General features: G+C 29.9%; 4 protein-coding genes. All 4 read right to left on the reverse strand.

The window, feature by feature from the left end; translation table 11 throughout:
- Positions 1-253: 253 nt before the first annotated feature.
- Complete coding sequence (locus HUU89_RS14345; RefSeq protein ID WP_052010965.1) at positions 254-979, reverse strand: sulfite exporter TauE/SafE family protein; 726 nt, start codon at positions 977-979, stop codon at positions 254-256.
- Between the two features lie 49 nt (positions 980-1028).
- A complete protein-coding gene (locus tag HUU89_RS14350) occupies positions 1029-1454 on the reverse strand; it encodes a MarR family winged helix-turn-helix transcriptional regulator (RefSeq protein ID WP_119363865.1) in 426 nt (141 codons plus the stop codon).
- 114 nt (positions 1455-1568) lie between these two features.
- Entirely contained in the window at positions 1569-2291 is a 723-nt protein-coding gene (locus HUU89_RS14355; RefSeq protein ID WP_175302117.1) for a hypothetical protein, read from the reverse strand.
- Positions 2292-2313: 22 nt separating this feature from the next.
- A complete protein-coding gene (locus HUU89_RS14360; RefSeq protein ID WP_175302118.1) occupies positions 2314-3069 on the reverse strand; it encodes a ubiquitin-like protein in 756 nt (251 codons plus the stop codon).
- Between the last annotated feature and the right edge of the window lie 217 nt (positions 3070-3286).

Genomic DNA, 3286 nt, shown 5'->3' on the forward strand with positions numbered 1-3286 from the left:
ACCAAATGATGTTTAATTCTTCCATTTAACTTGTACAGTTTTTATACTAACATCAGCCGCACCTTCAGTTCACATTTTGTTTCGGCCTGATATTTCGTCTACAGGATTTCTAGCTTCCATGACGCATTTCAAGTTTATAGCTAACTATCTTGAACAATCATTTGTAAATAGAAAATTTCATGTTCCTGTAAACATGACATATAAGCGACTGCCTGTCGCACAAAAAATTGAGGATTCATTCCTCAATTTTAGTTTATGAAAATAAAAAGATAACAATCCCTAGAACAACAAGAACAATTCCTGTTGCTCTATTTAAGGTTTTAGGAGTTGCTTTATTCGCAAATAAAGCAGCAATTCTTGCCCAAATAAGAGTAAAGAGAATACATAAAATCCATACTGTTAAATTAGGAAACCCGCCAATCATAAAATGTGAAATAGCTCCAGTAAGGGCTGTAAAGGTCATAATAAAAACACTCGTACCTACTGCCGTTTTAAGTTCATATCCCATGACTGTTGTTAAGATAAGAAGCATCATCATGCCTCCACCTGCTCCAACAAAACCACAAATAAAACCTATACAAGTTCCACAAATTATAGATTGGATTGCTCTTTTTTTAGAAGAAACATTATTCATCGCTTCTTTCGTTGTCATTACTGGTCTAACAATAAATTTAACCCCTAAAATAAAAGTCATAAAAACTGAAAAACTTCCCATTGTTGAAGATGGTAAAAGACTTGCCGCATAACTACCTACTACCGTAAAAATAAGTACACTTACCATCATCAATAAACCATTTCTAATATCTAAATTTTTATTTTTTCCATAAGTATAAGCTGAAACCGCACTGGCAAGGACATCTGATGACAAAGCAATACCTACTGCCATATAAGGGTCCATTTTCAAAAAAGCAATGAGCATTGGGCTAATAACAGCAGCCGCTGACATTCCTGCAAAACCTGTTCCTAGACCTGCTCCCATTCCAGCAAAAAAGGTTACAAGAATAATAAATAAAATATTTGTTTCCAATTTATTTTTCCTCCAATAAACAATCTATATTTTTTTCCATAAGTTCTAATGTTTCTTTAAATATCTTTTGATGCTTTTCATCAATATCTGAAAAAAGTGAAGAAAAGAAATGGTTTTGAAACGCTTTTCCTTTTTTTACAACATCATTCGCTTTTTTGTTCAAAACTAATTCAACTTTTCTTCGATCTCCTGGAACATCTATCCTAGATAAATATCCTTGATCAACTAACTGATCCACATGAATTGAAACAAGGTTTGCTTTGATTTTTCTTATTTCCACAATATCTTTAGCATGTTTATATTGGGGGTTATTTCCCAAAAACATCAAAATATCAAACCCTGTTTGCTTTAGATGAAATTCATTACATAGATTTTTACATTGTTGATGATAAGCAAGTTCTAATTTTCTAGCAAAATCAATATTCATATTATCACTTCCTTCATTTTTAGATAATTCATTTTTGAACTATTTTAATAGATAACTTTATAAATGTCAAATATTTATATAAAAAGCAACTCATTCGAGTTGCCATCATTTATTTTATTCAATTCTCTTTTTTTTAATATAAGTTAAAACAACTAAACTTCCTATCAATAATAAAACAACACCTATAATATTTTCATCATCACCTGTTTTTACTTTTTTAACTTCTTCTTTATTTTCAGCTTTTACCGTTGTCTTTGTTTCTTCATTTATAGTTGGTTTTACTGTTTCTTGATTATTTGATGTTGAATCTTTCCAATTATTATCATCTTTTGTTTGTTCTTTGATGAGTAAAGTTGTTGTAGATATGCCATCTTCAAATGATACTTTTACATGATGTGTTCCTACAGCAAGTATATTTAAATACATATCACCAAAAGTAATGATCGTAGAACCTTTTGTTACTTTATAATGTACTTTATCAACTTCTTGATCATCTACTTTTACATTTTCTGTATATTCATGATCTATTCTTATTGAAATATCTTTTCCACTTTCTTTAACAAAAGTTTCGCCTTCAGTAACTTTATAATCTTTATTTTTCTTTGCAAGTCCTTCAATCGCTTTATTAATAGTATCTGCATAGCTATCTACTATTGCTTGTTCTTGTTTACTTTTGTTCCAATCAATTTGATAAAGCGCTTTTTCTACTTTATTATAATTTTCATATAATTCTTTATCTATAGAATTTACCCTAGAAATAGCTTCATTAACTCGACTATAATCAGCAGCAGGAATACTTATTGTATAAACAAATGTACTTACTTGACTCTTTTGCATTCCTTCTTTAGTAGCTATAGCTTTAATTGTAATAGATGTATTTTTGCCTTACTCCTATAAGATTTATTGGCTCTGTGTATTTTATACCGGTTGTTTTACTTGGCATGCTTCCATCCTTCGTATAATAGATCGTTGCCCCTATTGTTTTAGAAGTAAGTTGAATTGTTTTATTTTCTTCATATTGACCTTCTTTTAAATTAGAAATTGGTTCTTTTACCATCATTAATAATAAACACAGTTTACTTTCTTTTTGGATATTATAATCAGCTAATGTTCTTCCGTCTTCTAGAAGTTGATCATTAAAATAGAGATATTGTTGATCAGGGGGAAAACCTTTTTTATCTTGAATTTTTTGTTTAACATTATCAATACTATCCCCTGATTCAACCTCAAGTGTTAAATAGGAAATATATTGTTCTAAAGGTGGTATTTCTTCTTGAGGGGGAATATGTATAAAAATACTAATAGCATAATAAGCAAATACACAAGAAGCTTTTTCTTCTATAGGGGTATTTTCTTTCATTATTTTTTCGAAACATCGATAAACGTCTTCTCTGGCATATTGTGCAGCAAAGGCATCTCCTAAAGTTAAATTAGAAAATGTATAGAGCATGTCTGCCGATAAGCGTAATATAACATCTTCATGATTTAAGTATTTTTCTACGATTTCTACACATTCTTTGGCTTTTGCAGAAAAGAAATAATACTCAGCCCAAGCAATTTGTGCAAGTTCTTGATCTTCTATTTCTTCAATTGTTTCTTTTGCTTTTCCTGGCAAAAAGAAACTTCCCACTAAGGGAAGGACGACTCTTTTTGACGATAACATTTTCGTCACCTCTTAAAATTTATTTTCTTTAATATATCCTATAAACAAAAAAAAGATGAAATCTTTTGAAGATTTCACCCTTACATCTTTTATTCAATCATAATTGTACTTGTGTTTTCAATTTGTTTCATATCAGATTTAGGAACTGATAAACGAAGTACTCCACCTT

The sequence above is a fragment of the Faecalibacillus sp. H12 genome, assembly GCF_013361255.1.
GTDB classification, from domain to species: domain Bacteria; phylum Bacillota_I; class Bacilli_A; order Erysipelotrichales; family Coprobacillaceae; genus Faecalibacillus; species Faecalibacillus intestinalis.